Source organism: Microbacterium sp. 1.5R, assembly GCF_001889265.1.
In the GTDB taxonomy this organism is placed as follows: Bacteria; Actinomycetota; Actinomycetes; order Actinomycetales; family Microbacteriaceae; genus Microbacterium.
Map to the genome: position 1 here is coordinate 1,508,725 of NZ_CP018151.1, position 26,488 is coordinate 1,535,212.

Annotated in this window: 27 protein-coding genes; 15 read left to right on the plus strand and 12 right to left on the minus strand. The window is 67.8% G+C overall.

Going from position 1 to position 26,488, the window contains the following annotated elements:
- Positions 1–64: 64 nt before the first annotated feature.
- Complete coding sequence (locus tag BMW26_RS07015) at positions 65–619, plus strand: YceI family protein (protein ID WP_053095805.1); 555 nt, start codon at positions 65–67, stop codon at positions 617–619.
- A gap of 27 nt (positions 620–646) precedes the next feature.
- On the opposite strand, the gene BMW26_RS07020 is transcribed toward BMW26_RS07015, so the two are convergent.
- On the minus strand, positions 647–1,939 hold the full coding sequence (locus BMW26_RS07020; RefSeq protein WP_072591137.1) for an MFS transporter: 1,293 nt from the start codon (positions 1,937–1,939) through the stop codon (positions 647–649).
- A 185-nt stretch (positions 1,940–2,124) separates the two neighbouring features.
- Here BMW26_RS07020 and rpsO point away from each other — a divergent pair, with 185 nt between their 5' ends.
- A complete protein-coding gene (rpsO, locus tag BMW26_RS07025; protein WP_017203073.1) occupies positions 2,125–2,394 on the plus strand; it encodes a 30S ribosomal protein S15 in 270 nt (89 codons plus the stop codon).
- Between the two features lie 72 nt (positions 2,395–2,466).
- Here the strand turns inward: rpsO and BMW26_RS07030 are convergent, their stop codons facing one another.
- Complete coding sequence (locus tag BMW26_RS07030) at positions 2,467–3,507, minus strand: isopenicillin N synthase family dioxygenase (RefSeq protein ID WP_072591138.1); 1,041 nt, start codon at positions 3,505–3,507, stop codon at positions 2,467–2,469.
- A 155-nt stretch (positions 3,508–3,662) separates the two neighbouring features.
- Between BMW26_RS07030 and efeU the strand changes: the two genes are divergently transcribed.
- From efeU to efeB, 3 genes are read left to right on the plus strand one after another with little or no spacing between them, the layout of a single operon-like run.
- The gene (efeU, locus tag BMW26_RS07035) at positions 3,663–4,613 is read left to right on the plus strand and encodes an iron uptake transporter permease EfeU (RefSeq protein WP_082297787.1); all 951 of its coding nucleotides are present in this window, start codon (positions 3,663–3,665) and stop codon (positions 4,611–4,613) included.
- Positions 4,610–5,842, plus strand: coding sequence for an iron uptake system protein EfeO (gene efeO / locus BMW26_RS07040; protein WP_072591139.1), 1,233 nt, complete (start codon positions 4,610–4,612; stop codon positions 5,840–5,842). The genes efeU and efeO overlap by 4 nt, the downstream gene beginning before the upstream one ends.
- A 22-nt stretch (positions 5,843–5,864) precedes the next feature.
- The gene (gene efeB / locus BMW26_RS07045) at positions 5,865–7,178 is read left to right on the plus strand and encodes an iron uptake transporter deferrochelatase/peroxidase subunit (protein ID WP_072591140.1); all 1,314 of its coding nucleotides are present in this window, start codon (positions 5,865–5,867) and stop codon (positions 7,176–7,178) included.
- A 13-nt stretch (positions 7,179–7,191) separates the two neighbouring features.
- Here the strand turns inward: efeB and BMW26_RS07050 are convergent, their stop codons facing one another.
- The gene (locus tag BMW26_RS07050; protein WP_072591141.1) at positions 7,192–8,055 is read right to left on the minus strand and encodes a serine hydrolase domain-containing protein; all 864 of its coding nucleotides are present in this window, start codon (positions 8,053–8,055) and stop codon (positions 7,192–7,194) included.
- Positions 8,052–9,209, minus strand: a complete 1,158-nt coding sequence (locus BMW26_RS07055) for an acyltransferase family protein (RefSeq protein ID WP_072591142.1) — start codon at positions 9,207–9,209, stop codon at positions 8,052–8,054. Before BMW26_RS07055 ends, BMW26_RS07050 begins: the two co-directional genes overlap by 4 nt.
- Positions 9,210–9,318: 109 nt before the next feature.
- Between BMW26_RS07055 and BMW26_RS07060 the strand changes: the two genes are divergently transcribed.
- The 3 genes from BMW26_RS07060 to BMW26_RS07070 all read left to right on the plus strand — a co-directional run bounded on the left by BMW26_RS07060 (position 9,319) and on the right by BMW26_RS07070 (position 12,621).
- Positions 9,319–10,542: an LLM class flavin-dependent oxidoreductase gene (locus tag BMW26_RS07060; RefSeq protein ID WP_056279032.1), complete on the plus strand. Its 1,224-nt coding sequence runs from the start codon at positions 9,319–9,321 to the stop codon at positions 10,540–10,542.
- A gap of 1 nt (position 10,543) precedes the next feature.
- Positions 10,544–11,188: an FMN reductase gene (locus tag BMW26_RS07065; RefSeq protein WP_053095813.1), complete on the plus strand. Its 645-nt coding sequence runs from the start codon at positions 10,544–10,546 to the stop codon at positions 11,186–11,188.
- A gap of 80 nt (positions 11,189–11,268) precedes the next feature.
- A complete protein-coding gene (locus tag BMW26_RS07070) occupies positions 11,269–12,621 on the plus strand; it encodes an FAD-binding oxidoreductase (protein ID WP_072591143.1) in 1,353 nt (450 codons plus the stop codon).
- Positions 12,622–12,705: 84 nt separating this feature from the next.
- Here the strand turns inward: BMW26_RS07070 and BMW26_RS07075 are convergent, their stop codons facing one another.
- The 3 genes from BMW26_RS07075 to BMW26_RS07080 are packed head-to-tail and all read right to left on the minus strand — an operon-like array spanning position 12,706 to position 14,673.
- Entirely contained in the window at positions 12,706–13,404 is a 699-nt protein-coding gene (locus BMW26_RS07075) for a response regulator (protein ID WP_072591144.1), read from the minus strand.
- Complete coding sequence (locus BMW26_RS17900) at positions 13,401–13,724, minus strand: sensor histidine kinase (RefSeq protein ID WP_232224543.1); 324 nt, start codon at positions 13,722–13,724, stop codon at positions 13,401–13,403. Before BMW26_RS17900 ends, BMW26_RS07075 begins: the two co-directional genes overlap by 4 nt.
- Entirely contained in the window at positions 13,672–14,673 is a 1,002-nt protein-coding gene (locus BMW26_RS07080) for an ATPase (protein ID WP_232224544.1), read from the minus strand. The genes BMW26_RS17900 and BMW26_RS07080 overlap by 53 nt, the downstream gene beginning before the upstream one ends.
- A gap of 161 nt (positions 14,674–14,834) precedes the next feature.
- Here BMW26_RS07080 and BMW26_RS07085 point away from each other — a divergent pair, with 161 nt between their 5' ends.
- On the plus strand, positions 14,835–16,274 hold the full coding sequence (locus tag BMW26_RS07085) for a cation:dicarboxylate symporter family transporter (protein WP_072591145.1): 1,440 nt from the start codon (positions 14,835–14,837) through the stop codon (positions 16,272–16,274).
- A gap of 60 nt (positions 16,275–16,334) precedes the next feature.
- On the opposite strand, the gene BMW26_RS17750 is transcribed toward BMW26_RS07085, so the two are convergent.
- Complete coding sequence (locus BMW26_RS17750; protein WP_091232420.1) at positions 16,335–16,511, minus strand: DUF5302 domain-containing protein; 177 nt, start codon at positions 16,509–16,511, stop codon at positions 16,335–16,337.
- A 39-nt stretch (positions 16,512–16,550) separates the two neighbouring features.
- Positions 16,551–17,123 (minus strand): DedA family protein, encoded by a 573-nt coding sequence (locus BMW26_RS07090; protein WP_232224545.1) that lies wholly within the window; start codon positions 17,121–17,123, stop codon positions 16,551–16,553.
- A 154-nt stretch (positions 17,124–17,277) separates the two neighbouring features.
- Between BMW26_RS07090 and BMW26_RS07095 the strand changes: the two genes are divergently transcribed.
- The 6 genes from BMW26_RS07095 (at position 17,278) to BMW26_RS07120 (ending at position 24,945) form a co-directional block, all read left to right on the plus strand.
- Positions 17,278–19,203, plus strand: a complete 1,926-nt coding sequence (locus BMW26_RS07095; protein ID WP_232224546.1) for a GDSL-type esterase/lipase family protein — start codon at positions 17,278–17,280, stop codon at positions 19,201–19,203.
- A gap of 292 nt (positions 19,204–19,495) precedes the next feature.
- Complete coding sequence (locus BMW26_RS07100; RefSeq protein WP_053095817.1) at positions 19,496–21,772, plus strand: polyribonucleotide nucleotidyltransferase; 2,277 nt, start codon at positions 19,496–19,498, stop codon at positions 21,770–21,772.
- A 216-nt stretch (positions 21,773–21,988) separates the two neighbouring features.
- A complete protein-coding gene (locus tag BMW26_RS07105) occupies positions 21,989–23,017 on the plus strand; it encodes an aldo/keto reductase (protein WP_053095818.1) in 1,029 nt (342 codons plus the stop codon).
- Between the two features lie 80 nt (positions 23,018–23,097).
- Entirely contained in the window at positions 23,098–23,700 is a 603-nt protein-coding gene (locus tag BMW26_RS07110) for a histidine phosphatase family protein (RefSeq protein ID WP_053095819.1), read from the plus strand.
- Positions 23,701–23,770: 70 nt separating this feature from the next.
- Entirely contained in the window at positions 23,771–24,511 is a 741-nt protein-coding gene (gene dapB, locus BMW26_RS07115) for a 4-hydroxy-tetrahydrodipicolinate reductase (protein WP_053095820.1), read from the plus strand.
- Positions 24,511–24,945, plus strand: a complete 435-nt coding sequence (locus tag BMW26_RS07120) for a hypothetical protein (RefSeq protein ID WP_083569321.1) — start codon at positions 24,511–24,513, stop codon at positions 24,943–24,945. The genes dapB and BMW26_RS07120 overlap by 1 nt, the downstream gene beginning before the upstream one ends.
- A 6-nt stretch (positions 24,946–24,951) precedes the next feature.
- On the opposite strand, the gene BMW26_RS07125 is transcribed toward BMW26_RS07120, so the two are convergent.
- The 3 genes from BMW26_RS07125 to BMW26_RS07135 all read right to left on the minus strand — a co-directional run bounded on the left by BMW26_RS07125 (position 24,952) and on the right by BMW26_RS07135 (position 26,459).
- Entirely contained in the window at positions 24,952–25,377 is a 426-nt protein-coding gene (locus tag BMW26_RS07125; protein WP_056278497.1) for an OsmC family peroxiredoxin, read from the minus strand.
- 85 nt (positions 25,378–25,462) lie between these two features.
- Positions 25,463–26,029, minus strand: a complete 567-nt coding sequence (locus BMW26_RS07130; RefSeq protein WP_072591148.1) for a DUF4395 domain-containing protein — start codon at positions 26,027–26,029, stop codon at positions 25,463–25,465.
- Between the two features lie 16 nt (positions 26,030–26,045).
- Complete coding sequence (locus BMW26_RS07135; RefSeq protein ID WP_053095824.1) at positions 26,046–26,459, minus strand: thioredoxin family protein; 414 nt, start codon at positions 26,457–26,459, stop codon at positions 26,046–26,048.
- Positions 26,460–26,488 lie beyond the last annotated feature (29 nt).

A 26,488-nucleotide genomic window follows, 5' to 3' on the forward strand; every position in this document is an offset into this window, starting at 1 on the left:
GCCGTGAACACGGCCCCTCATCCGTTGCCGCACACATGCGGCTGATGTCTCCAGAGGAGAAACCATGACCAGCATCGACATTCCCGGCTACCGTCCCGGCACCTGGGTGCTCGACCCGTCGCACAGCGAGGTCACGTTCAGCGTGCGCCACATGATGATCTCGAAGGTGCGCGGCACGTTCGGCGTCAAGAGCGCGACGCTGATCGCTCCCGAGAACCCGCTCGAGGCCCGCGTCGAGGCGAGCGTCGACGTCACCTCGATCGACACCAAGGACGAGGGGCGCGACACGCACCTGCGCTCCGGCGACTTCTTCGACACCGAGAACTTCCCCACGATGGAGTTCGTGTCGACGGGTGCGCGCGCCGAGGACGGCGAGCTCTTCGTCGACGGCGACCTGACGATCCGCGGCATCACCAAGCCCGTCAGCTTCGAGCTCGACTTCGGTGGCTTCGGCTCCGACCCGTGGGGCAACTACAAGGCCGGCGCATCGGCCAAGACGGTCATCAACCGCGAGGACTTCGGCCTGACGTGGAACGCCGCGCTCGAGACCGGCGGCGTGCTCGTCGGCAAGGACGTCACGATCAGCCTCGACCTGCAGGGCGCTCTGCAGCAGGACTGATCACCTGATCTCGAGAACCCCGGGCCCTCAGGGCTCGGGGTTCTCTGCGTCGTAGCCGCGGAATCCCGGGCTGCGCCGTGCGAGCAGGGCGACCAGGGTGATCACCAGCAATCCGCCCAGCAGCGGCGGGAACCACAGGGTCGTGAGGGTCGCGAGCGTGCCCGCGTAGAGGGCGCCGATCCGGGGGCCGCCGGCGACCACGATGATGAAGACCCCCTGCAGTCGACCGCGCATGGTGTCGGGCACGGCCGCCTGCATCATCGTGTTGCGATAGATCGAGCTGATGTTGTCGGATGCGCCGGAGAGCGCGAGCGCGATGCACGAGGCGATGATCAGCCCGACGTTCGGCGTCGCCTCGGTCGCCCCGGCAGAGACGGCTCCGATGACCAGGACCACGCCGAAGAGCAGGATGGACGCGCCATAGGCCTCGACCGCGCGCTCGATGCCGCGTCCGTGCCAGCGGTACTGCACGACCCGACCGGAGAAGAGGCTCGATGCGAATGTGCCCGCGGCGACGGCTGCGGTGAGGATGCCGGTGGTCACCGCTCCGCCGCCCAGCAGAAGGGTGCCGAGTGCAGGGAAGAGCACGAGGGGCTGCCCGAATGTCATGGCGATGATGTCGACCACGTACTGCATCCGGATGTTGTTCGCGCGGCGCAGGAACCTCCACCCGTCCACGAGCGATGCGAACCCCGGCCGCACGATGTCCCCTTCCGGCCGCAGCGGAGGGAGACTCCACAGGCCGAGGAACATCGACAGCATCAGGATGACGTCGAGTGTGTAAGTCCACCCGTAGCCTGTCAGCGCGACGAGTATGCCGGCTACCGCGGGGCCGGCCATCACGGTGAGGCCGAACGCCACTCCGTTGAGCGCGGACGCGGCGGCCAGCTTGTCGCGGGGGATGAGCCGTGGCACGATCGCGGTCCGGGTGGCCATGCCGACCGAGTTCGCGGCGGAGTTGACGATGCTCAGCACGTAGAGCCACCAGATCGTCTCCGCACCGGTCCAGGTGAGCGCGGCGAGCAACGCGGTCGAGGCGAAGGTCACCGTGGCCGCGACCAACGCCACGCGGCGGCGGTCGAACGCGTCCGCGAGCATCCCGCCGTAGAGGCCGGCGAGGATCATGGGGACGAGTCCGGCGACCGCGATCATCGATACCGCGAAGGTGCTTCCGGTGAGCGCGAAGACGTGCAGCATCACCGTGACGATCGTCAGCTGCCCGCCGATCCCCGCGAGCACCGAGCCGATCCACATGCGTGCGAATGCAGGGCTGGCCCGCAGGGGGCTGAGATCGATCAGATGGCTGCGTGCAGCGCTCACGCCGCGTATCCGTCATGCATGATTCGAGAGTATCCGAGGTGCCGTCGGGCGGGCGTGGGCACGGTCACCCAGCGGCATCGAGTCCTGGTAGACTCTTCAGGTTGCCGTTTGATCGGCCGCGGATAAAGAGAGCTCACGCATCAGGCGTCGGGCACCGCGCAACAAGCAGAGAGGGGATCGAATCTATGGCACTGGAAGCAGACGTCAAGAAGGCGATCATCGAAGAGTACGCGACGCACCCCGGTGACACCGGATCCCCCGAGGTGCAGGCCGCGATGCTGACGCAGCGCATCAAGGACCTCACGGAGCACCTGAAGGAGCACAAGCACGACCACCACTCGCGTCGTGGCCTGTTCCTGCTCGTGGGTCAGCGCCGTCGTCTGCTCGGCTACCTCCAGAGCGTCGACATCGAGCGTTACCGCTCGCTGATCGCACGCCTGGGTCTCCGCCGATAACGCGGAGCGAGCCAGCGTACAATCGCGCAGAACATTCTTGAGAAGGCCGCCCCAGGTGTGGGGCGGCCTTCGTCATGTTCGGGGGGAGGCGTGCGGCGCCTCCCCGGGGCAGGCGTTCGTGCCGACCAGGTCGGGGTGGTGGATCGCAGCCACGTCGGGGTGCGCACGCAGTCGCGACTTCATGGCGTTCTCGCCATAGGTGGCATGGATGGGGTTGCTCGGGTCCTCGGTGATGCCGGTCGCCGCCGCGGCGAGATCTGCGGGAAGCTCGAGAAGCGGCAGCTGCTGATCGAGCGCGGGGTTGAAGAAGAACGGGATGGAGATGCGCTCTTCGGGTGCCCGAGGGGAGATGACGCGGTGGTTGGTCGCCTTGAGGTAGCCGCCGGTCGCGTACTCCAGCAGCTCGCCGATGTTGACGACGAACGCGCCCGGGACGGACGGGGCTGACACCCACTCGCCGTCTCGTTCGACCTGCAGGCCGCCCTTGCCGGGCTCGACCCAGAGCAGGGTCAGCACTCCGGAGTCCTTATGCGCTCCGACGCCCTGCTGCGGCTCGGGTTCGTGGGTGCCGGGGTAGCGGACGATCTTGATCAGCGTCGACGGATCACGGAAGGGCTCGTCGAAGTACGACTCGTCCGCCCCGAGCGTGACGGCCCAGGCGCGCAGGAGCTTGCGGGCGACCTCGGTCAGCGTGTCGTGCCACTCGGTGATCACCGCTTTGAGCTCGGGCTGTGCGGAGGGCCACAGATTCGGGCCGACGAGTCGATTGAAGGCCGGACCGCCCTCGACAGGCTCGCGCTCGGGGCCGATGTCGATCTGCTCGCGCCAATCGACCTTGCCCTGCGTCCGCTCGCCGCCGACCCGCGTGTACCCGCGGAAATGAGGACTCTTGACGTTCTCGATCGCGAGCTTCTCGTCGTCGGGCAGCGCGAAGAAATCGAGCGCGGCGCGGTGCAGCCTCGCCTCCAGTTCGGGCGAGATGCCTGTGCCGGTGAGATAGAAGAAGCCCACGTCGTGCGTGGCCGCGCGAAGGTCGTCGCGGAACCGAGCAGCGGCTTCGGGACCGGCATCGAGCTGGGACAGGTCGAGGATGGGAAGCGAGAGATCAGCCATTCACCGAGCGTAGATCGGGTCTGGGCGAGTGCGGTTCAGTGTTGCGCCGAATTACCGAGAGGCGATCGCGTGCGTGCGAGGCCCGAGCGGAAGGGGTGCTAATGTCTCTGAAGTAAGGGATGCCTTACCTCAGTCTTTCCCAGAGAGTTCCCTCCGTGCTCGCCACTTTTCTCATCGGTCTTCGTGAAGGCCTCGAAGCCGCGATCGTCGTCGGCATCCTCGTCGCCTACCTGCGCAGGCTCGGTCGCGGTGACGCGTTGCCCAGGCTCTGGGCGGGGGTCGGCCTGGCGATCGCCCTCGCACTCGGCATCGGGGCCGTCCTGACCTTCGGTGCGTACTCGCTGACCTTCGAGGCTCAGGAGCTGATCGGCGGACTGCTGTCGCTGCTCGCGGTGGGCATGGTGACCTGGATGATCTTCTGGATGCAGAAGGCCGGGCGCACGATGAAGGCGACCCTCGAGGGCGGACTCGACCGCGCGCTCACACAGGGCGGCGTCTGGGCGCTGATCGCGATCGGCTTCGTCTCGGTGGCACGCGAGGGGATCGAGACGACTCTTCTGCTGTGGTCGATGGTGCAGTCCTTCGGCGATGCTCCGTCGGCGCTGCTCGGCGCGGTGCTCGGGCTTCTCGCCGCCGTGGTGATCGGCTGGGCGCTCGCCCGCGGCGCCGTCCGGCTCGACCTTCGCCGGTTCTTCACCTGGACCAGTGGGTTCCTCGTCATCGTCGCAGCCGGGGTGCTCGCCTACGCGATCATGGACCTCCAGGAGGCCGGCGCGTTGCCGGGACCGTTCACCGCGGCGGCACCGATCGACGCGGCCACCGGGGCGGTCGCTCTCGGCTGGGTGGCATTCCCCTTCGGCTGGGCCTTCGATGTCACGAACGTGATCGCGCCCGACAGTGCCTGGGCGACCATCCTGCAGGCGACCGTCGGCTTCATGCCACGGATGACGTGGCTCCAGGTCACGGCTTGGACCGTGTACATCGTCGTCGTCGGGCTCTTCTTCATCCGGGGGCTCCGGTCACGCCGGTCCGCCTCCCCACATGTGCAGACGTCCCCTGGCCGCGACACGTCGGCATCCACTCTCACCCAGCAAGGAGCAGCATGACCACCTCTCGCCGAATCCTCGGTGCCGTCGCCGCAGCAGGCGCGGCAGCACTCGTCCTCAGCGGGTGCGTCGCCAAGAGCGATGTCGCCGCGGGTGCATCCTTCGACGTCTCGTCGACCGACTCGGCGTGCGCCGTCTCGGCTGCGACCGCCCAGAGCGGCACACTCACGTTCGATGTGAAGAACGACAGCGCGCAGACCTCGGAGTTCTATCTGCTCGCAGAAGACGGCCTCCGCATCGTCGGCGAGGTCGAGAACATCGCGCCCTCAGCGTCGCGGACCCTCACGGTGGTGGCTCAGCCGGGGGAGTACTTCACGCTGTGCAAGCCGGGCATGATCGGCGAGGGGGTCGGCAAGTCCGCGTTCACCGTGACCGGCGACCGGGTCGCGGTCGACGGCGAGGATGCCGATCAGAAGCAGCAGGCCGTCGACCTCTACGCCGCCTTCGTCAAGGACCAGGTCGGTCAGCTGGTTCCGTCGGTCGACGAGTTCGTCACCGCCTATGAGTCCGGCGATGATGAGGCCGCGCGAGCGCTGTTCCCCCAGACGCGCGCGTTCTACGAGCGCATCGAGCCCGTCGCCGAAGCGCTCGGGACGCTCGACCCCCGCATCGACTACCGCGAGGTCGACGCTGTGGCGGAGGGCCTCGACTGGACGGGCTTCCACCGCATCGAGAAGGACCTCTGGGTGCCGGCGCAGGACGCCCTCAACGCCGACGGCGAGACGCCCGCATGGCAGGACTGGGCACCGTCGACGACGGAGGAGCGCGCCGAGTACGGCGACCAGCTGATCGCCGACGTGCAGGAGCTCTACGACTACGTGCACTCGGACGACTTCACCGCGGCTCTCGACGACCAGGGGATCGGAGGCATCTCGAACGGCGCGATCGCGCTGCTCGACGAAGTGGCGACGGGCAAGATCTCCGGCGAGGAGGACTGGTGGTCCGGCACCGACCTGTACGACTTCGCCGCGAACGTCGAGGGGTCGAAGATGGCATTCTCGCTCGTTCAGGATTTCGCCACGGCACAGGGGGATGAAGGCGGGGATCTCGTGACCGAGATCGAAGGCGGATACTCCGCTCTCGAGGAATCCCTCGCGGCGCACGGCTCGCTCTCCGACGGCTTCGTCGGCTACGCCGAGCTCACCGATGCGGACAAGCGCGAGTTCACCGATCTCATCAACGCCCTCGCAGAGCCGCTCTCGCAGCTCACCGGCACCGTCCTCGACTGATCCGACGGACACGGTCTCGCACATGAACGACAGCGCGAAGGACGCTGCAGCTGCCGACTCCCTCTCGGAGTCGGCGGCCGCGGCATCCTCGGCCACGGGTCTCAGCCGGCGCGGACTCCTCGGACTGGCACTCGGCGGCGGCGTCGCGTCCCTCGCCGTCGGAGTCGGCGCCGGACTGTCGGGGGGAGTCGCGCTCGGACGCGCGAGAGCAGAAGCGGACGCCCAGCGTGCGTACGACTTCTTCGGCGCCCATCAGGCGGGAATCACGACGCCCGTGCAGGAGCATCTGCATTTCGCCTCCTTCGACATGATGCCTCGCACCGACCGCGAAGACCTGGTCTCGCTGCTGCAGGATTGGACGTATGCCGCCTCGCGGATGACGCAGGGGCTCGAGGTGAGTGCCACCGGCGCTGTCGGGGGCGATGCGGAGGTGCCGCCGGATGACACGGGCGAGGCTCTCGGGCTGACGGCAGCCGGCCTCACGATCACGTTCGGCTTCGGCCCGACCCTGTTCGAGAACGACGAGGGCGACCGGTACGGCATCGCCTCCCTGCGTCCCGAGCGGCTCGAGAGGCTTCCCGCCTTCCTCGGCGACGATCTCGACCCGCAGACCTCGCACGGCGATCTCTGCATCCAGGCGTGCGCCGACGACCCCCAGGTCGCCGTGCACGCGATCCGCAACCTGAGCCGCATCGCCTTCGGTCGTGCCAAGCTGCGCTGGTCCCAGCTCGGGTTCGGCAAGACGTCCCGCACGACGTCGGCGCAGGCGACGCCCCGCAACCTGTTCGGCTTCAAGGACGGGACCGCGAACATCCTCGCCGATGACTCCGTCGCCCTCGACGAGAACGTGTGGCTCGGCCCCGATGACAGGCCCGAGTGGATGGTCGGCGGGTCGTACCTCGTGGCGCGCAAGATCGCGATGCGGATCGAGACCTGGGACCGCGTGCGGCTCTCCGAGCAGAACACCATCATCGGGCGCGACAAGGGCGAGGGCGCTCCGCTCTCCGGCGGCGACGAGTTCGCGGCGCCGGATTTCGGTACGTCGGCCATCGATCAGAACGCGCACGTCCGTCTCGCGCATCCGGACCAGAACGACGGCATCCGGATCCTGCGGCGAGGATTCAACTACGTCAACGGCAACAACGATCTCGGACGGCTGGACGCGGGGCTCTTCTTCCTGTCGTACCAGCGGGATCCCGCACAGTTCGTCTCGCTGCAGCGCCGGCTGTCGACGGATCGGATGAACGAGTACGTCACGCATGTCGGGTCAGGGATCTGGGCGGTCCCCGGAGGCTCGAAGCCGGGCTCGTTCGTCGGCGCCGACCTCTTCGCCTGATGCCGGTCGAGGGTCAGGAGCGCAGCGTCTCCGCGACAAAGGTCGCGTAGGCATCCGCACCGAAATGGTCGTCGGCTGTGATCGTGACGACTGCATCCTCACCGAATATCAGCAGCTGTCCGTACGCCCCGTGCAGGCGCCACACCTGGCCCGGGCCGTCCCACCCCGCGAGCGCATAGCGCTCGTAACCGGCATTCTCACCGGCGACCACCCAGTCGGAGTGCATCGCGTCGATGATCTCGGTCGGCACGAGTCGTCGGCCCTGCCATTCGCCACGGTCGCGGATCAGTCGACCGAGGCGTGCCACCTCTTCCGTGCGCAGTGCGATGCCGCCTCCCGCGACGATGCGTCCCTGCGGGCACCGCTCCCACTCGAGGTCGTCGAAGCCCAGAGGTGCGAGCAGCCGGGGGCGCAGATACTCGACGACGTCACCGGTCCGCGTGGCCAGGATCATCATCGCCGCGTACGTGCTGGCGTTGGAGTACTGGAAGACGTGACCGCGAGACGGGCGCGAGAGGAACTCTCGTGCGAGATCGGGCCAGTCCGTCATCATGGTCTCCGACCAGGCGAGATCGACTCCGCTCGACATCGAGAGCAGTCGTCGCAGCGTGAGGTGCTCGACGCCGTCTCCGAAGGCGAGGTCCGGCACGTACTCTGCGATCGGGGCATCGAGCGAGATGAGACCGTCGGCGGCAGCGATTCCGGCCGCGAGGACGCACACGCCCTTCGCAACCGAGTGGATCTCCTCGCGGACGTCGGCAGTCCACCGGTGCTCGGCGACGTCGTCACCCACGAGCACGTGGAGCCCGTGAGCCCCGAACCCCGACGAGTCCGCATGGTCCACGAGGCGGTCGCGGATCATCTTGGCTCTCGTCACTCCTTCAGGCTAGCCGCTGCGCCCTGACGGGGCCGACGAGAGCCGGTCGGGTCGCTGCGGTGGCCCTCGCGTCGAGCCAGCTCGGGGTCTCGGAAGAGCCAGGACGGGCGGGGCTCCACCAGCGGGCGGAAGAGCCAGCGCACGGGCTTGGTGGCGAGCGCGAGAGCCAGCACCACCGACAGCAGCGTCACGAGCGGCAGCCACAGCCACGTCGGGTCGAGGTCGCGCAGCACCCCGGTCTCGCGGAAGGGGTACAGCACGAACGAGTGGAGCAGGAACACGTACATCGTGTACTGGCCGAACTTCGTCCACCAGTAGGTTCCGCGGGGGATCAGGGCGAAGAAGGCGGCGCTCAGGATCACTGCCATCAGCATGAGTGCGACGCGCACACCGCCGGCCCACCACTGCTCTCCGCCGAGGTCCGCGTACGCGTCCTCGTAGAACAACCAGTGGCGCAGATCGAGCTCCTTCCAGACATCGATCCACCGCCAGGCCGAGAATCCTGCCGCGGCGAGGAGTACGACGCTGACGACGCGGATCCACCACGGGCGGATCTCGAGGAGGCGGAAGCGAGTGACGACGTCGCGTTCGCGCAGCCACCAGCCGAGTGCGAAGAAGGGCAGAAGGCCCAGGGTCCGCGAGAGCGAGAACGTGCTGTCGACGTTGGGCAGATAGCCCACGCCGATCGAGATGATGACGGTCCACAGCAGCGGCCACCGCAGCAGCGCGAGGTAGGGGAGGACGAGGCGGAAGATGCCGAGCGCCAGGAGGAACCAGAGGGTCCAGGACGGTTTGGTGAAGTTCGGGTCGGCCTGACCCTCGACCAGCCATTTCGTGAGGGTCCACAGGAACTCGAAGATCACGTAGGGCAGCAGGATGTCGGTGATCACCCTGGCCATCTGCACACGCGTCGGGGAACCGGACTTCGAGAAGTAGCCCGAGATGATCGCGAACGCCGGCATGTGGAAGGCGTAGAGGGCGAGATAGGCCGCGAGCGCTATGTCGGAGTCGTAGGTGAGGCGCTGGATCGCGTGGCCGAGCACCACGAGGACGATGCACGCATATCGCGCGTTGTCCCAGAACGGCACGCGCTTGCGGGGCTTCTGGACGGATCCGGTGGCGGGGTTCGTCAGGGCGGATCCGTCGCTGTGCATGCTCTGAGGCTACTCGGGGAATAATGTTGCTCGCATCGCGTTGACTCAGATACATTCAAATGAATAGAACCGGATGCAGGGCACCCGATTCGGAGAAGACGGAGCAATCATGAGTGAGCAGGCAGGCGTCCCGGTGCAGTTCGGCATCATGTCGGTCAGCGACATCACCCGCGACCCGACCACCGGCGAGACGCCGAGTGAACAGGAGCGGATCAAGGCGACCCTCGCGATCGCCAAGCACAGCGAGGAGGTCGGCCTCGACGTCTTCGCGATCGGCGAGCACCACAACCCTCCGTTCTGGTCCTCGAGCCCCACGACGTTCCTCGCCGCCCTCGCGGCTCAGACCGAGCGTCTGATCGTCTCGACGTCGACCACCCTGATCACGACCAACGACCCGGTGCGCATCGCCGAGGAATACGCGATGCTGCAGCACGTCTCGGACGGGCGCATGGACCTCATGCTCGGCCGCGGCAACACGGGTCCGGTGTACCCCTGGTTCGGTCAGGACATCCGTCAGGGGCTCCCGCTGGCGATCGAGAACTACGCCCTGCTGCACAAGCTGTGGCGTGAGGACGTCGTGAACTGGGAGGGCAAGTTCCGCACCCCGCTGCAGGGCTTCACCTCGACGCCTCGTCCCCTCGACGGAGTCGCGCCGTTCGTGTGGCACGGATCGATCCGCACCCCGGAGATCGCCGAGCAGGCCGCGTACTACGGCGACGGCTTCTTCGCGAACAACATCTTCTGGCCCAAGGAGCACTACCAGCGCCTGATCGAGCTGTACCGCCAGCGCTACGCGCACTACGGACACGGCACACCCGAACAGGCGATCGTCGGCCTCGGCGGCCAGGTGTTCATGGCGGCGAAGTCGCAGGATGCCGTGAATCAGTTCCGCCCCTACTTCGACAATGCCCCTGTGTACGGTCACGGACCGAGCATGGAGGACTTCACCGAGATGACCCCGCTGACGGTGGGCTCGCCTCAGCAGGTCATCGACCGCTACGCCGCCATGCGCGAGCACTACGGCGACTACCAGCGTCAGCTGTTCCTGATCGACCACGCGGGCCTTCCGCTGAAGACCGTCCTCGAGCAGCTGGACATCCTCGGTTCCGAGGTCGTGCCCGTCCTGCGCAAGGAGCTGGCGAAGGATCGTCCGGCCGGCGTGCCGGATGCTCCGACACATGCCGCACGGGTGAGGGCCGAGTTCGGCGACGGACCGACGCGTCAGGCTCGTCCGGGTGCGAACCGCGGTGACAACCTGACGGGGGATTCGCCCTATCAGGACTCTCCCGCTCCGGCGGGAGCCGCGTTCGGACTCAGCCGGAAGGGGGCCTGAGATGACCACTCGTCGTATCGCCGTCGTGTCTGCCGGGCTCTCGAACCCGTCGTCCACGCGCATGCTCGCGGATCGCCTCGCGGCCGAGACAGTGAAGGCCCTCGCGGGGCACGACATCGAGGCGAGCGTCGACGTGATCGAGCTGCGCGACTACGCCCACGACATCACGAACAACCTGCTCACCGGATTCGCACCGCCCGCGCTCGAGACCGCGATCAACACCGTGGTGTCGGCGGACGCGCTCATCGCCGTCACGCCGATCTTCTCGACGAGCTACAACGGGCTCTTCAAGTCGTTCATCGACGTGCTCGATCCCGACGCGCTCACGGGCAAGCCGGTGCTGATCGGAGCGAACGCCGGCACGGCTCGGCACTCGCTCGCCATCGACTACGCCATCCGTCCGCTCTTCGCCTACCTGCATGCCGACGCCGTCTCGACCGGTGTGTTCGCGGCGTCGAGCGACTGGGGCGGGGGCGGCGACGACGTCGCGCCTCTGGCCAAGCGCGTCGAGAAGGGCGCTCGCGAGCTGGCTGAGGCGATCGCGAAGCGCGAGGTGGCTGCGGCCGCCGACCCGTACGACCCGGCGACGTATCTCGGAGAGGGCCGTTCGTTCGGCCACATGCTCGGCGGTCTCGCCGGCGAATGATCGATCCCCGGCACGACCGGGAATGAGCGCAGGGCCATGAGGCCGTAGACGATGTCCGAAGGGAGTCGTACGGTGACCTCATGGCCCTTCGCTCTGTCCTCGAATCCGCGCGGCATGCCCTGCGCGGCGCTCTCGTCCTCCCCGGCGACGAATCCTTCGACGCGGCGCGTCGTCCGTGGAACCTGGCGATCGAACAGCATCCGGCGGGCGTGGCCGCACCGGCCGATCTGCGCGATCTGCGCGCTCTTCTCGACGCCGCGGGCGACGCGGGCGTGACGCTCGCGGTCCAGCCCACCGGGCACGGCGCCGGCGGAGACCTGGCCGACGCCGTCATCGTCCGAATGGCGGCCTTCGACGAGCTGTCGATCGACCTCGGTTCGGGGGTGGTCCGCATCGGCAGCGGAGTCCGCTGGGGCGCCGTCGTCGAGGCGCTCGAAGGAACGGGCTGGGTGGCTCCTGCCGGCACGAGCCCGGTCGTCGCCGTCGCGGGGTACACCCTGGGCGGCGGCCATTCCTGGTTCAGTCGCACAGCAGGACTCGGGTCGGACAACCTCAGGGCCGCGTGGGTGCTGCGGAGCGACGGGACCCATGATCGGGTCGACGACGAGAGCGACCCGGAGATGATGTGGGCGCTTCGCGGAGCGGGCGGCGTCGTCGGAATCGTGACGGCCCTCGAGATCGACCTGGTTCCCGCGCCGTCGCTGTGGGGAACCGAACTCACTTTCGACGCCGCAGACGCCGGGTCGGTGCTGCGGGCCGTCCGCGATCTGTCCGCAGAGGCCCCGGCGTCGCTCAACGTGTTCGTGAATTCGATGCGTATGCCCGACGCTCCGCAGCTTCCCGAGGAGATCCGCGGACGCAGCTTCCTCAGCGTGCGGGCGCTGTCCACGGTCGGATCCGCCGATGAGCTGTTCGAGCGGGTGCGGCGAGCAGGCACGGTTCGTCGTGAGATGTCGGGGGCCACATCGCCGAAGACCGTCGCGGCGTCGAGCGGCGAACCCACCGAACCGACGCCGGGCAAAGGCGTGTCTGCTGCGCTCTCGTCGCTCGACGACGCGACGATCGACGATCTCTTGCGGTTCCGCGAACTGCCGGATCAGTGGCCGATCATGGGCATCGACATCCGGATGCTCGGTGGCGCGCTGGACGATCCTCGACGCGCCGGATTCGCGACACTTCAGGGCGTCGGCTGGCTGCTCCACGCCCTGGTGCCCGTCTTCCCCGGGGTGCCGAGCGAACCGGGGGAGGCGAGCATGGCGGGCTTCCGTGAGGTGCTGGCGCACGCGATCGCCCCGTGCACGGTCCCGACGTTCCTGGGTCCGGGTGAGACCCTCGAGCGCTGCGGTGACCCGACGGCGATCGATCGCCTTCGCGCCATCAGGGCCGCCGCCGACCCCGACTCGCTGATCCACGAGGGGCGGCTCCCGCGCTGACACCGGGCTGAGACCGGGCCGCATCCAGCGGAAAGGATCCGCGTCGTTCGAACGATCGGGACGGGCGGGGGTGCCGCGCCGGCATCATTGGTCTCCGTCGACGCGTCTCGTCCAGCGGTACTCCGTCTCCGGGCGTCCACGTGCGCCGTAGCGAGCGCTGCGTGTGATGATGCCCGAATCGGTGAGATGCTCCAGGTACCTCCGTACGGACACGCGTGACATCCCGAGTCGCGCGGCGGCCTCGCTCGCCGAGACCGCGGCGCTGGAGGAGCGCAGCTCTGTCGTCACCTTCTGCAGCGTCGCGGTCGACAGCCCTTTGGGAATCGGGATCGTCCCCGTCGTGCGCCCGAGAAGCGCATCGATCTCCGCCTGGGTCGCCTCTCCGGCCGTCGACCGTGCCTGCTCCCGATGGATGCGATACGCGGTGAGACGCTCGTGGAACACCGCAAAGGGGAACGGCTTGACGAGGTACTGGTAGACGCCGAGAGCTGCCATCTGCCGGACGGTGTCCGCATCGCGCACGCCGGTGATCGCGATCACATCGACGGCAGCGTGTCGGGCACGCAGCCCTCGGAGCACATCGATGCCGGAGCCGTCGGGCATCGTGATGTCGAGAAGGACCAGGTCGAACGGCTCGTCGTGCGGCTGATCGAGCACGGCGGTCAATGCGGCCCTGGCGCCGGTGCACTCGCCGCCCACGATGAAGCCGTCGATCCTCTCGAGGTACGAGCGGTGGAGCTCGAGTGTCAGAGCGTCGTCATCGACGATCAGCGTGCGGATCATGGGCTCCTGCGTCCTCTCGCCGGCGGGAGGGTGACGGTGAACGTGGTCGGATGAGCGGAGAGCTCCACAGTGCCGCCCACCCCGGCCACCACCGCGCGGACGAGCGCGAGCCCGACTCCGCGCCCGTGGTTGCTTGCAGGCTTGGTCGAGAAGCCCTGGGTGAAGACGCGCTCGCGCAGGTCGGAGGGTATGCCGTCCCCGCCGTCGGAGACCTCGAGGACGATTCCGCCGTTCTTCGAGGGGCGCAGCGAGACCCCCACCCAGCGCTCAGCACCGGTGGCGGCGGCATCCATGGCGTTGTCGATCAGGTTGCCGAGCACGGCGACGCTGTCGACGGGGGGAGAGGGGGGAGGCGGGAGTGTCCGGGTCGATGCTCACCCGCCAGTCGATCCCGCGCTCCCTGGCCTGCGACGCCTTGCCGAGAAGCAGAGCGCCGACGGCGGGGTCGCCGGCCTGTCGTGCGGTGACCTGATCGACGAGCGACTGACTCTGGCGCGAGGTCTCGGTCAGGATGTCGATCGCCTCCTCGCTACGGCCGAGCTCGAGAAGCGCGACCGCCGTGTGCATGCGATTGCCGTGCTCGTGCGTCTGAGCGCGCAGCGCGTCGCCCAGAGTGCGCAGGGATTCGTATGACGACACGGCGTCCCTCACCTGACCCGGCGGCAGGTCTCCTGCGATACCGCGCGTGAACCGGCGAGCGATCCACGCGCCGAGCGCACCGAGAGCGATGAGGCCGACGGTGATGCCGAGTGACAGGGGGAGACGACGGATCAGGGTGTCGGAGATGGTCTCGGTCGTCACGCCGGCCGAGACCCAGCCCACCGGTTCGCCATCGGAGGCGAGTACCGGAACGATGGTTCGCACCGAGGGCCCGAGAGTGCCGGTGAACACCTCGGTGAAGGTTCGAGGCGTGTCGGGGATGGTGCCGAGGTATCTCGCCCCGATCTGCTCGATGTCAGGGTGGGTCACGCGGGTGCCGTCAGGCGTCATGATCGTCACGAAGTCGAGATCCGCGTCCGAGATCACATCGAGCGCATAGGGCTCGAGGGTCTGCGTGGCCGTTGCGGCATCGCCGGCCTCGAGGGTGTCGATCACGAGCGGTGACACGGCGAGAGTCACTGCTGTCGCCGCCGTGACGCGCTCGGCCTCGGCATGCGTGGCGCGTTGCGCATCGATCACGAGGAAGACGGCGACCAGAGCCCCCACGACGAGCGCGGCGACGAGGAGCACGGCGAACACCCGTGAAGCGATGCTGCGGGCAGGTCTCATCGCGTCCTTCCGATCGACGGTGATCGCGGAGTCCGGCATATCGGTAATGACCAATACGACCACAAATGGCTTTGCCGAGTGATGTCCGCGACGGTGAGCTTACCGAAGGCGAGGGCGCCCGAGGGCATGAGACGAAGACGTTCATGATCAAGGAGGAAAACATGGCCATCACGACAGGGTTCTCGCTTCCCGGATTCCATTGGCGGCGCGGCAAGCAGGCATGGGACAGGCACACGTGGCTGTACGTGTCGGTGATCATCGCCGTCGTGCTCGGAGCCGCGGTCGGCCTCATCTGGCCCGAGGTCGGACAGAGCCTCGAACCGATCGGCAAGGGCTTCGTCTCTCTCATCAAGATGATGATCGCGCCGATCATCTTCTGCACGATCGTGGTGGGCGTCGGCTCGATCGCCAAGGCAGCGACCGTCGGCAAGATCGGCGGACTCGCGCTGCTCTACTTCATGGTCATGTCGACGTTCGCGCTGGCGATCGGCCTGGTGGTCGGCAACATCATCCACCCCGGTGCGGGCCTCGATATGGCGAACTCCAGCTATGACGCGACAGCGACCGAGGCGAAGACCACCACGGAGTTCATCCTGGGCATCATCCCGACGACGTTCTTCTCCGCCTTCACGGGCGAGAGCGTGCTGCAGGTTCTGTTCATCGCGCTGCTCGTCGGGTTCGCGCTCCAGGGACTCGGCGAAAAGGGCGCCCCGATCATGGATGCGGTCAAGAACCTCCAGAAGCTGGTCTTCCGCATCCTGGGCATGATCTTGTGGCTTGCACCGCTCGGCGCGTTCGGAGCCATCGCCGCGGTCGTCGGCAAGACGGGCATCGCCGCGATCTGGAGCCTCGGCGTGCTGATGGTCGCGTTCTACATCACCTGCATCCTGTTCATCGTGGTTGTGCTCGGAACCCTGCTCTTCGCCGTCACCCGGGTCAACATCTTCAGCCTGGTGAAGTACCTCGCCCGCGAGTACCTGCTGATCGTCGGCACCTCGTCATCTGAGTCCGCCCTTCCGCGTCTGATCGCGAAGATGGAGCACATCGGGGTATCCAAGCCCGTCGTCGGCATCACGGTCCCCACCGGGTACTCGTTCAACCTCGACGGCACGGCGATCTACCTCACGATGGCGTCGCTCTTCATCGCGACCGGCATGGGGCAGCCGATGACGATCGGTGAGCAGATCGGCTTGCTCGTCTTCATGATCATCGCCAGCAAGGGTGCCGCAGGTGTCACCGGAGCCGGACTCGCCACTCTCGCCGGCGGGCTGCAGGCTTACCGTCCCGACCTGGTCGACGGCGTCGGCGTGATCGTGGGCATCGACCGGTTCATGTCGGAGGGACGGGCCCTGACGAACTTCACCGGCAACGCGGTGGCGACGCTGCTCATCGGCACCTGGACGCGCCAGATCGATCGCGAACGCGTGCAGCAGGTGCTGAGCGGCGCGCTGCCGTTCGAGGAGTCCTCGCTCGACGGCGTGGACGATCACGGCATGGCGGACGAGCGCACGGCCGTGGACATCCAGGGCCTCAAGGAATCCGCGCTCGACGAGATGGCGGCGAAGGAGGAGCGGGCACGGGCGCGCGCGGCGCGAAGCTGAGCTGCCTGCTGAGAAGAGGGATGCGGGAGTCGACGGCAGTCGGCTCCCGCATCCGTGTGGTCAACCGCTCTTGCGTCGGAACTCGCGCCGCGTCTGCGGGGCGGGCGCGCCATGGACGGCGGAGTCGCCATCCAGGTGGGCCTCGCCCTGCCGGTGGTGCGCGTTCTTCTTCTCGAGCGCTTCCTTGAACTTGCGCTTCATCTCCTCGCTGGAGGAGGCGCCTTCTTCGGTGCTCATGCTCGCCAGCCTAGGGCACGCATCTGAGGCATGGGTGGATCAGTTCCGTGCTCGGCGCGACACGACATCGATCGCGGCGCCGAGCCCGACGGCGACGATGACGGACACGAGGACAGCGACCAGAGGGCCTCCCGGAAGCAGCACGGCGACGATGGCGCCCACGGATGCCTGGTAGGCGGACCACCCGAACGCCGCGATCGTCACGAGCGGCAGATACCGAGCCGGCGGGATCCGCGAGGCCCCTGCCATGAGGTTGATCGCCAGTCGAGCGAAAGGGACGAAGCGCGCGGTGAAGAGCACGGTGGCGGTTCCGCCTTCCAGACGCAGCCGCGCCCAGGTGAGCGCTCGGCGCACTCGGGGCGTGCGCATCCAGCGCCACCTGTCGATGCCCACGCTGCGACCCACGAGATAGCAGGTGACGTCTCCGGCGACCGCGGCGATGCCCGCCCACAGGATCACACACCACAGGGGAGGATCGCCGGTCGTCGATGCGACGGCGCCGAGCGCGGTCACCGCGATCTCTCCCGGAACCACCACGAAGAACGAGTCGCCCAGCACGAGCAGGCTCATGACCACCAGAGCCCAGGGGCCGTCGAGCAGTTCAGTGGACACGTTCCCACCGTGGTCGTCGGAGGTGAACGGGAACCAACGCCGGGATAGCCGGTGAAGAGCCGTCCAGCATCCGGTGAACTTCTGGTGCTCCGACCCGATTCGCGCCTCGGGTGGGAGTCGAGGGCTGCATCCTGAGGACGTGAGAGTCGCGATCGTGACAGAGTCCTTCCTTCCGCACATGAACGGTGTCACCGGATCCGTCCTGCAGATCCTCAGTCACCTCGAACGTGCTGGCCATGATGCGCATGTGATCGCGCCCGATGGGACCGGCATCCCCGGGGAGGTGCACGGAGCCGCTGTGGAAGCGGTCCCCAGCCTCGCGCTGCCGGGGTACCGCAGTGTGCGCGTGGGGACCCCGCCTGCACGTCAGGTCGCGGCATCGCTGCGACGCTTCCGCCCCGATGTCGTCCACCTGGCTTCGCCCTTCGCCCTCGGATGGCGAGGCGCGCTCGCCGCAGAGCACATCGGCGTCGCCGCCGTCGCCGCGTACCAGACCGATGTCGCGGCATACACGCAGAGGTATCGCATCCCTGTGGCGACCGGTGTCGCCGAATCGCACATCGCGCGGCTCCATCGGCGCGCGACCATCACGCTCGCGCCGTCGCCCGACTCGGCGCAGCAGCTCGCGCAGCTCGGTGTGGATCGCATCCGTCTGTGGGGGAGAGGCGTGGATGCCGAGCGGTTCCAGCCGGCCCGCCGGAGCGCGACACTGCGCGCGGAGTGGACGAGCGAGGTCGTGATCGGCTACGTGGGCAGGCTCGCACCCGAGAAGCAGGTGGAAGACCTGGCAGTGCTGCAGACAATCCCCGGTGCGCGCCTCGTGATCGTGGGCGACGGACCGAGCAGGCCTCGACTCGAGTCCCTGATGCCCGGTGCGTGCTTCCTCGGGCACCTCGAAGGCGACGCGCTCGCAGCAGCCATGGCATCCTTCGACGTGTTCGTGCACCCGGGAGAGAGCGAGACCTTCGGACAGACCCTCCAGGAGGCCCACGCCAGCGGGGTGCCCGTCGTCGCCACCGGTCGCGGCGGCCCCCTCGGCCTCGTCCGGATGGGAATCGACGGATGGCTCTACCGTCCCGGCGATCTCGGCGACCTGCGGATGCGCGTGGTCGACCTCACCGGCGACGGCCGCAAACGCCGGGCGTTCGGCGCAGCGGGACGCGAGGCCGTGCAGGGTCGCAGCTGGGCGAACGTCTGTTCTCAGCTGATGGGGCATTACGAGGAGGCCCGAGAGCTCAGGATGATCGATGAGGGAGCGCGCGCTCGCCGCCTGACACGGCCGGAGCCCACCGCCCCGGTGCAAGCGCGCACCTGGCGGCGTTACGTGGCGCTGGGGGACTCGCTCACGGAAGGCCTGTGCGATCCGGCACCGGATGGTGCGCTCCGTGGATGGGCCGACCGGCTCGCCCTGCTGCTCGCCGCACGCGGAGGTCTCCGGTATGCGAACCTCGCCGTCCGGTCGAAGCGTGTGCGTGATGTGTGCGGCACCCAGCTCGATCGAGCGCTCGAACTGCAGCCGGACCTCGTGTCCATCCTGATCGGCGCCAACGATCTGGTTAAGTCGACGGTCGACGTGCCCGCGCTCGCCGCGGAGCTCGAGGGCGCGGTCACCCGGCTCCGCGACATCGGGGCCGACGTGCTGCTCGTCACGCCGTTCCTGCCCCGACGGAGAGCGGCCGGGATCTACACCAGGAGGTTCGCGGCATTCGCCACGGCACTGTCCGGCATCGCGGCGCGGACGAGCGCGATCCTGATCGACACCGACCTGTACCCGTCGCTTCCGGATCGCCCGAACTGGGGGGAGGACCTCGTCCACCTCAGCAGTCGTGGTCACAGATTCCTCGCGTATCGCGCGGGCGAGGTCCTCTCGGTGCCGCACGCCGACGCACTGGGGGTGCTCGATGCCGCGCTGCATGAGAACGAGCAGATCGGCGCGGGACTGTGGTGGCGCCGCCATGCGCTGCCCTGGGTGTGGCGACGACTGCACGGTCGGGCGGCCGGCGATGGCCGGGTCGCGAAGCACGACGACTACGTCTATCTCGGACGATCGAGCGCTCCGCAGGACGTCAAGGTCCACTGAACGAACCCGCCGCGGACGGAAACGGAGGACATCCAAGGGCGCGCTGATAGGCTGGAGGAGGTCGACGTGTGTCGACCGCACAATTTCATATCGACTCATGGAGCGATCGGCGGAGAGCTGGTCCCCTGTGGTGGGTTCCTCGGCGCGACGTCGGGTGGCTTTCTACTGGTGGCCAGCGCAGGTGAGATTCGCGGGGATGCCCGCGCGCCCGTATCCGGCTGAATCCGCTCCTTCATGAATGCGCTCGCGCGTCACACGGACTCGCGAGTCTAAACAAAGAAGGAGAGACCTCTTGGAAGGTCCTGAAATCACCGCCACCGAGGCCGTTCTCGACAACGGCCGCTTCGGCACCCGCACCATCCGCTTCGAGACCGGCCGCCTCGCGCAGCAGGCTCAGGGCGCAGTCGCCGCGTACCTCGACGGCGAGACCATGCTCCTCTCGGCCACCAGCGCAGGCAAGCACCCGCGCGAGGGCTTCGACTTCTTCCCGCTGACGGTCGACGTCGAAGAGCGTTCGTACGCAGCAGGCAAGATCCCCGGCTCGTTCTTCCGTCGTGAGGGACGTCCCTCGACCGAGGCGATCCTCGTCTGCCGTCTGATCGACCGTCCGCTGCGTCCGTCGTTCGTCGACGGCCTGCGCAACGAGGTCCAGATCGTCATCACCGTCCTGTCGATCGCCCCGGGCGAGTTCTACGACGCCCTCGCGATCAACGCGGCTTCCGCGTCGACGCAGATCTCGGGTCTCCCGTTCTCGGGTCCCGTCGCCGGTGTGCGCCTCGCGTTCATCCCCGGCCACGGCGAGCACGCGGACCAGTGGGTCGCGTTCCCGACGGCTGAGCAGGTCAGCGAGGCCGTGTTCGACCTGATCGTCGCCGGTCGCGTCGTCACCAAGTCCGACGGCACCGAAGATGTCGCGATCATGATGGTCGAGGCTGAGGCCACCGAGGGCAGCTGGAACCTCATCAAGGCCGGCGCCACCAAGCCCGACGAGGCTGTCGTCGCGCAGGGCCTCGAGGCATCGAAGCCCTTCATCGCTCAGCTCGTCAAGGCTCAGGCCGAGCTCGCCGCCAGCGCGTCGAAGGAGCCGGGTGTGTACCCGGTCTTCCCGCCGTACTCCAGCGAGGTCTACGACTTCGTGGCCGAGCGCTCCTACGACGACCTGGTGAACGTCTACCAGATCGCCGACAAGCAGGAGCGTCAGGGCAAGGACGACGAGGTCAAGGACCGCGTCAGGGCGCAGCTCATCGAAGCGGTCGAAGCAGGCAACCTGCCCGCTGGAGCCCCGATCGAGTTCTCCGCAGCGTACAAGTCCGTCACGAAGAAGATCGTCCGCGGCCGCATCCTCACCGAGAGCGTGCGCATGGACGGCCGCGGCCTGGCCGACATCCGTCCGCTCGACGCCGAGGTCCAGGTCATCCCGCGCGTTCACGGCTCCGCGATCTTCCAGCGCGGCGAGACCCAGATCATGGGAATCACCACGCTGAACATGCTCAAGATGGAGCAGCAGATCGACTCGCTGTCGCCGACCACGAGCAAGCGCTACATGCACCACTACAACTTCCCGCCCTACTCGACCGGTGAGACCGGCCGGGTCGGTTCGCCGAAGCGTCGCGAGATCGGGCACGGCTTCCTCGCCGAGCGCGCGCTCGTGCCGGTGCTGCCCAGCCGCGAGGAGTTCCCCTACGCGATCCGTCAGGTCTCCGAGGCGCTGAGCTCCAACGGCTCGACGTCGATGGGTTCCGTCTGCGCGTCGACCCTGTCGCTGCTGAACGCGGGTGTGCCTCTGCGCGCAGCCGTCGCCGGCATCGCGATGGGACTCGTCTCCGATGAGGTCGACGGAGAGACGCGCTACGCGGCCCTCACCGACATCCTCGGCGCAGAGGACGCACTGGGCGACATGGACTTCAAGGTCGCCGGTACCAGCGAGTTCGTCACGGCCATCCAGCTCGACACGAAGCTCGACGGCATCCCGTCGTCGGTGCTCGCCGGCGCGCTGACCCAGGCTCGCGACGCCCGTCTGACCATCCTCAACGTGCTGAACGCCGCGATCGACGCTCCCGACGAGATGGCGCCGACCGCGCCGCGCGTCATCAGCGTGCAGATCCCGGTCGACAAGATCGGTGAGCTGATCGGCCCGAAGGGCAAGACGATCAACGCGATCCAGGACGAGACCGGCGCGCAGATCTCCATCGAGGAGGACGGCACCGTCTACATCGGCGCGACCGACGGCCCCTCGGCCGAGGCTGCCCGTGCTCAGGTCAACGCGATCGCGAACCCGACCAACCCGGAGGTGGGAGAGCAGTTCCTCGGAACCGTCGTGAAGATCGCGACGTTCGGTGCGTTCGTCTCGCTGCTGCCCGGCAAGGACGGCCTGCTGCACGTCACCGAGGTGCGCAAGCTCGCCGGTGGCAAGCGCGTCGAGAACGTCGACGACGTCCTGTCCGTCGGGCAGAAGATCCTCGTGAAGATCACGAAGATCGACGACCGCGGCAAGCTGTCGCTCGAGCCCGTGCTCGACGACGCCCCCGCAGCGGACGCAGCTCCTGCTGACGAGGCTGCTGCCGAGTAATCGCCAGCGCTTCGACACGAGGCCCGGGCTGTCCTCACGGACGGTCCGGGCTTCGTCGTATCCGATGTGATCAAACCGTTATGGGAAGTTCTTGCGCCGTTCCCCGTATTGGTCGGGGAGTTCGCAGATCTCGCCTACTCTCGAAGTACGCACCGGGGGGTGCATTTCAGGCAGTGACGCAGGTCGGTACGCACCGATTGACGCGGGGGTGAGGATATGCGGTTGTTCAGTGTAGGCGCAGGAGCGCCGGCCGATCGCGCGCAGCAGGGCGCCGCAGAGCACCCGTCCGCTCCCATCCCGATCGTCGGACCCGGAATAGGGGAGACCATCCGCGTACCTCTCGGAGAGACCGGACTCGAGACCTTTCCGCTAATGCTCGGTGCGGCGGAGTTCGGCTGGAACGTCGACCTCGAGACGAGCCATGGAATCCTCGATCGCTACGTGGAATTCGGTGGCAACGCCATCCACACCGCCGACGGATTCTCCGGCGGTCGCAGCGAGCACATCATCGGCCAATGGCTGCAGTCCAGAGGGCGACGCGACCGCGCCCTGCTGAGTGTGCGGATCGGTGCTCACGCAGACAATCCGGGTCTCGGTTCGGTGAACCTCGTCCGCGCTGTCGAGGGGTCGCTCACGCGGCTCGGCGTCGAGCGCATCGACGTGCTGTACCTCGACGCGACGCTCGACCGCACGACGAATCTCGAGGACACCCTCGCGACGGTCGAGTGGATGGTCGACGCGGGCAAGATCGGCGCACTCGGCGCATTCGGCTTCGCACCCGAGCGGCTCGTGGAGGCGCGCATCCTCGCCTCGGCCGGGTACCCACGCATCGAGGTCATCGATTCGCCGTACAACCTCGTCCGCCGTCAGCCGTTCGAAGGGGACCTGCGTCTGGTGGCGGGTGCGCAGAGCCTCGCGGTCACGCCGTCGCACGCTCTCGAGCACGGTTTCCTCTCCGGTCGCCACCGCAGCAAGGCGCTGACCTCGCGGGGCGTACGCGGGGAGCAGCTGCGGGGGCATCTCAACAGGCGTGGCACGAAGATCCTGCGGGCTCTCGACCAGGTCGCGACCGAACTCGAGGTTCCCGTGGCCGCCGTGTCCATCGCGTGGCTGCTCGCGCAGCGGACCATCGCGGCGCCCATCGTCAACACCTTCGCGACCGAGCACGTCGACGAGCTGATGCAGGGCGCCGGCGTCACGCTGTCGCGCGCACAGGTCACCGAGCTCACTCGCGCCGGCAACTGAGCGTCGTAACGCCTCTGTCACAGACCTGGCATAGGGTGGAGTGAATCCCGGCGGACGCTGTCGATGAAGCGAGCGAGTTTGTGACGCATTACATATATCTGGTCAGACATGGTGAACATCAGGACGCCGAGCACGGTCTCGCCGACGGACCCCTGTCGCCGCGTGGCCAGCGTCAGGCCGAACTCATCGCAGATCGGCTCTCGGGACTCCCGCTCGACGCCGTCTGGCACTCTCCGCTCCTGCGCGCCAACGAGACGGCCCGTGCGATCGCCGAGCGGCTCCCGTCGGTCGATCCAGAGCCGACCGCACTGCTGTTCGACTGCGTGCCCACGGGGATGACCGACGAGACCCCGGCCGCCTACGAACCGTTCTTCGGCTCGGTGACCGAGGCGGAGCTCGATGCCGGGCGTGCTCAGATGTTCGACGCGGTCAACGAGTTCCTGGTGCGCAAACCGGGTGACGTGCACGAGGTTCTCATCACGCACAACTTCGTGATCTCGTGGTTCGTGCGTGAGGTCCTCGGTGCCCCCGAGTGGCGATGGATGACCTTGAACCAGGCGCACTGCGGCCTCACGGTGATCGCCCAGAAACAGGGCCGGCCCTGGACGCTCCTCACTCACAACGACACCGGGCACCTCCCGGTCGAGCTGCGCACGGGCATCCCCGATGCGATGCCCGTCTGATTCCCCGTTGATTCCCCGAGTTCCGGCCCGCCGCGCCGGGCGGATCGAGGTCGCGAAATAGACTGAACGCATGACCACCCAGGTAGCACTCGTCGGCGGAACCGGGAAGCTCGGATCGATCATCGGTGCGGTGATCGACGAGCTCGAGGGCTTCGAGGTGACGCGCGTGCTGACGTCTCGTAGCGACCTCGCCGAGCTCGACGGTGCGGACCTGGTGATCGACGCGACCACGCCTCAGGTCAGTGTCGACGTCGTGCGCGCTGCGGTCGAGCGCGAGATCAACATTCTCGTCGCCACGTCGGGATGGTCCACCGAGCGGATCGCACTCGTGCGTCCTCTGGTGGAGAACGCCGGAACCGGGGCTGTCTTCATCCCGAACTTCTCGCTGGGATCGGTGCTCGGTTCGGCTCTGGCCGCAGCAGCCGCGCCGTTCTTCGGATCGGCGGAGATCGTCGAGGCGCACCATGAGGCGAAGGTGGATTCGCCGAGCGGCACTGCGGTGCGCACGGCCGAGCTCATCGCCGCCGCACGCGCCGAACAGGGTCCCGTCAGCGCACCGCACGCCGACCAGCGAGCGCGCGGACAGCAGGTCGGCAGCGTGCCGATCCACTCGCTCCGGCGTCCCGGCGTCATCGCCAAACAGGAGGTCGTCCTGTCCGGCCCCGGTGAGTCCCTCACGTTCACGCATGACACGGTCGACCCCGCACTCGCCTACGCCCCGGGCATACGTCTCGCGGTGCCGTTCGCGGCCCAGGCGATCGGCGTCTTCGTCGGGCTCGAGAGCATGATCGACATCGGCATCCGCTCGTGATGTCGCGGATCGGCGTCGGCCTGATGGCCGCCGCGCTGCTGGTCTACCTCGCCGTCGCCATCTGGTTGGCCGTGATGTTCTTCGCTGTCGGCACACCGGTGTCCATCGGCATGGGCATCGCGCTGATCGTTCTCGCCCCGATCGGGGCATGGGCGCTCGTCCGAGAGATGCAGTTCGGGTTCGCTGCCGACCGGCTCGGGCGTGAGCTCGATGCCGAGGGCGGTATGCCCGCGGCGGAGTCCGAGCTGACGCCGAGTGGCCGAATCGCTCGTGCCGACGCCGACCCGCTCATCGCGAGATACGCGGGGGAGGCGGATGCGGAGCCGACGGACTGGCGCGCGCGCTACCGACTCGGCGTCGTCCAGGATGCCGCTGGCCGCCGCAAGGACGCTCGCGCCAGCATCCGCGAGGCGATTCGCATCGCTCGCGGATGACCGACGTCAGGCGAGCGTGGCCTCGAGCGTGATCTCGATGCCGGCGAGCGCCTGCGATACGGGGCAGCCGACCTTCGCCTCGGCAGCGATCGACTGGAACTCCTCAGGGCTGAGCCCGGGGACGACCGCGTTCACGTTGAGGTGGCTTCCGCTGATTCCGACACCGGGCTTGAAGGTGACGGACGCGCTGGTGTTGACGCGCTCCGGCGGAGTGCCGTTCTCGGACAGCGCGTGAGACAGCGCCATGCTGAAACACGACGCGTGGGCTGCGGCGATCAGCTCTTCAGGCGTGGTGGTGGTGTCGCTGCCCTCGCTGCGGGCCTTCCAGTTGATCGGGAAGGTCCCGAGCTTCGACGAGGAGAACGCGACTGTGCCCGAGCCCTCGGTGAGGGATCCGGTCCAGGTGGTGGTGGCTTCGCTGGTGACGGGCATGATTCCTCCGTTGTATCGCGCGCTGCTCGATGCGGGTCGCGTGTGCGGCCAGCCTATCGAGCGTGGGCGTGCGGCGGAACAGCGCTCAGGCGGTCGACGCCGCGCGACCGAGGATGCCTGCTCGCTGCAGCAGCAGATAGATCTGGCATCCGAGGCAGAAGGAGAACGCCGCATTGAGGAAGGCGGCGATGAAAGCGGCGGCGGTCGCGATGGGCAGCGCCCACGGGACCCCGGCGAGGTGCAGCACGAGACCGATCGTGACGACGACGAGACCGACACCCTGGGCGAACCGCGGTGGACGCGGATCCTCGAGCTCGGTCGGAGCGGCCAGTCTCGGACGGATGACCCTGCGGAACACGACGCCCCATGGTGTGGTCGCGGGTGACAGGACGCCCCACAGGAACAGCAGGGCGATCACGATCGTGAGGAGGAACCCCGGGTCCAGCGCGCGCTGTGCAAGGGTCGCCGACGTCACGGCCCACGTGGCCGAGCCGATGTCGGCCGAGTCGAGCGGCTGATAGGCGAACCAGCCGAAGGTCCGTGCGGTCGAGATGCCGACCAGCGCCAGATATGTCGCGACGAGCAGCAGCACTGTCGTGACCGTCGCTGCGAATCGCGGGCCGCGGGGATCGATGCCGGCCGGTGTCGTCATGTGCTTTCCGTCCTCGTCATACGGTTGCCAGCGCGTCGTTCAGCGCGTGTCGATGGGGCACGCCATGGAAGCGTGCGCGGACGGCTCCTGATCCGTCGACGATGAAGGTCGTCGGTGTCTGCATGACCTTGTATCGAGCCGACAGATCCGGTCGATGCGTCAGGTCGACCTCCACGTGGTCCAGGCCCTCCGATTCTGCGACGTAGCTGCTGAGCATGCGTCGTACCTGGGGGCAGCGGGTGCACATCTCGGTGCTGAACTGCACGACTGTCGCTCTCGCGCCCAGGCGCGACACGCCCGCGTCGTTCGGATCGAAGCGCAGATGGCCGCCTCCGCGACGCCGTCCGTCGAGAAGTCTCAGCACGACACCGATCGTGCCGGCGAGCACGAGCAGCGCTGCGGCGAGGAGAAGGGCGACGGCGGGTGACATGCGTCGAGAATACGGGCGATCCGGCACCG